General features: G+C 62.3%; 1 protein-coding gene. It reads left to right on the top strand.

The window, feature by feature from the left end; genetic code table 11:
* Positions 1–733 precede the first annotated feature (733 nt).
* Positions 734–2,311 (top strand): trypsin-like serine peptidase, encoded by a 1,578-nt coding sequence (locus CHC08_RS47675; protein ID WP_089213947.1) that lies wholly within the window; start codon positions 734–736, stop codon positions 2,309–2,311.
* The last annotated feature ends 124 nt before the right edge of the window (positions 2,312–2,435 follow it).

The following is a 2,435-nucleotide window of genomic DNA, read 5'->3' as shown; positions in this document are numbered from 1 at the left end:
TCACGCTCACCCCAGCATCATCCGAGGGCCCCGGCGCAAGCCGGGGCCCTCGGCCTTTTCACCGGCAAAGCTCCATCGCCGGCAGAGTGAAAACCATTGAAGGGCCCGGCGCATGCGCCGGGCCCTTCAATGGTTTTCAGCGGAAACGGCGAGATCTGCGCACGCCGGCTCTCCCCCTCTGAAGCGCTACGTTGCGCCGTCAGGCGAGATTGAGCGTCTTGGCTCGGATAGCCCAGCTCCACCACCGACGGTGTGACAGCCAAAGGATCAAGGGCCGGCGGAGATCTCTGACGCACGGCTGTGTCCACACCGGCCACGGCGACGTCTGTGGCTTCTTCGGCATCCTCCGGCAACCGGACTCACAGGCGCCACCCACCGCCCGATTCAAGAGCCTGTGGGAGTTTTAGACGTGGCGGCGAGCGAATCGGTGCCATCGATTGAATGTGATTTACGTCACATACGTATGGTTACTCACCGTATTGAAATGCTCACGCAGCATTGGTGCCCTTGCGCCAAACTTATGCCTAACTGGGAAAACGCTGTGAATTGCCTCAGCTTTCACAACAGCCTCGAGACCCATCAAACATCACGAAATGATCTCTGCAGGACGAGCCGAATCTTTCCCTGTCGAATCGGCTTCCGGTCCCCAAGATCAACACTGTATGTTTCTGGCATTCCCTTTACTGACGCATGGGACGCAAGAAGCGTTCCACATCAGACCAAGGAGCTCCCCTTGAAGCGCATTCTCCTCCCCGCCGGTGGCGCACTGCTCGCCACCGGTCTGCTGGCTGCCGGCCTGGTCGGCACCGCTAGCGCCAACGCCAACCCGGACTGGGCCTCCGACACCCTGGCCAAGGACGCCCCGACCGCTGCGGAGACCGCGGCGTTCTGGACCGAGGCCAACGGCACGGCCAACCGGCTCGCCCAGGCGACCTCCTACACCACCGAGACCGTCAAGGCCTCGAAGCTGAGCTCCTCGGGCGGTTACACCCCCGATGGCAAGCCCGGCGTGGTCGCCCCGATCGGCGAAGAGAAGAAGTCCACCTCGGTGGTCAAGAACGTCAACCTTCCCAAGTCCATTGGCAAGGTGTTCTTCCTCGACGCCGCCGGCAAGCCGCGTTGGTGCTCCGCCACCTCGATCCAGTCGAAGTACCGCAACCTGGTCTCCACCGCCGGTCACTGCGTCTACGACGACAAGGCCAACGCCCAGGTCCTCGACCACTGGGTCTTCGTGCCCGGCTACTACCAGGGCAAGACCCCGTGGGGCATCTACGTCGGCAAGACCGCCTACGTGCACTACGACTTCAGCGTGTACAACGACCGCGACCGCGACTACGCGTTCGTGACCGTTTACAACGGTGTCCAGATCGGTGGACCCGGCAAGGAAGTCTCCTACAAGGAGTACCAGGACTACAACGGCGAGAAGGTCGAGAAGGCCGAGACCGTCGCCACGTTCGAAGAGTACGACAAGCTGACGCAGAAGGGTTACGTCGGCAAGGTCGAGGACGTCAACGCCTCTGACGAGGTTGGTCCCTCCTACAAGGACGCGCAGCCGATCTCCGTTGAGACCGACAAGTGGACCTACGAGAAGAACACCTCTCACGGCCTCTACGGTGTGCGTGGCAACGACGTCTACGCCGCGACGCGGAACGGTGGCTGGGACAAGCTCAGCCAGCGTGAGTGGCCGGCCGCCGGCTCCAAGCTCCTGCCCAAGGTCACCGAGGTCACCAAGACCGAGTACGACGCCTACAAGGGTCTGGGCTACAAGGCGACCGATGGTAAGGGCAACTACACCATCACCTCGTACTTCATCCTGAAGTACACCAAGAACACCAAGTCGGTGAAGTACACGATCTACCGTTACTTCATCAAGCCGACCGCTGATGTCGGTCGCCTCGGCGACAACGTCGGTGGCCAGGGCTTCACCTGGAACCAGAAGGCCGGCCAGACGGTCTACGTCTTCGGTTACCCGGAGGCCGCGCACCCCGACGGCAACAAGGCCTTCACCGGCGTTACGCCCAAGTGGGTCTACGGCAAGACCCAGGCCAAGAAGTACGTCTCCGCGGCCGACAAGGTCGAAGAGCACGTCGGCCTGAAGTCCTCGATGACCAGCGGCTCCGATGGCGCCCCGTGGCTCGTCAAGTACAGCAGCGCCAAGCGTCTGGGCTACGTCAACGGCACCACCAGCCTGTTCGGTGACACCGACGGCAACGGTCGCATTGACACCAACACCTCGCCTTACTTCGATGGCGAGACCGCGACGGTCTACAACAAGGCCGCCGCTGTGTGGTCCGGCTCGATCATCAAGTAGTAGTAGCTACTCGACGATCACTCGAGCATGAGGGTCCAAACCTCACGCTCACCCCAGCATCATCCGAGGGCCCCGGCGCAAGCCGGGGCCCTCGGCCTTTTCACCGGCAAAGCTCCATCGCCGG

It is taken from the genome of Streptosporangium subroseum (assembly GCF_900188345.1).
GTDB lineage: Bacteria > Actinomycetota > Actinomycetes > Streptosporangiales > Streptosporangiaceae > Streptosporangium > Streptosporangium subroseum.
This window is presented reverse-complemented; position numbering and strand designations above follow the sequence as displayed.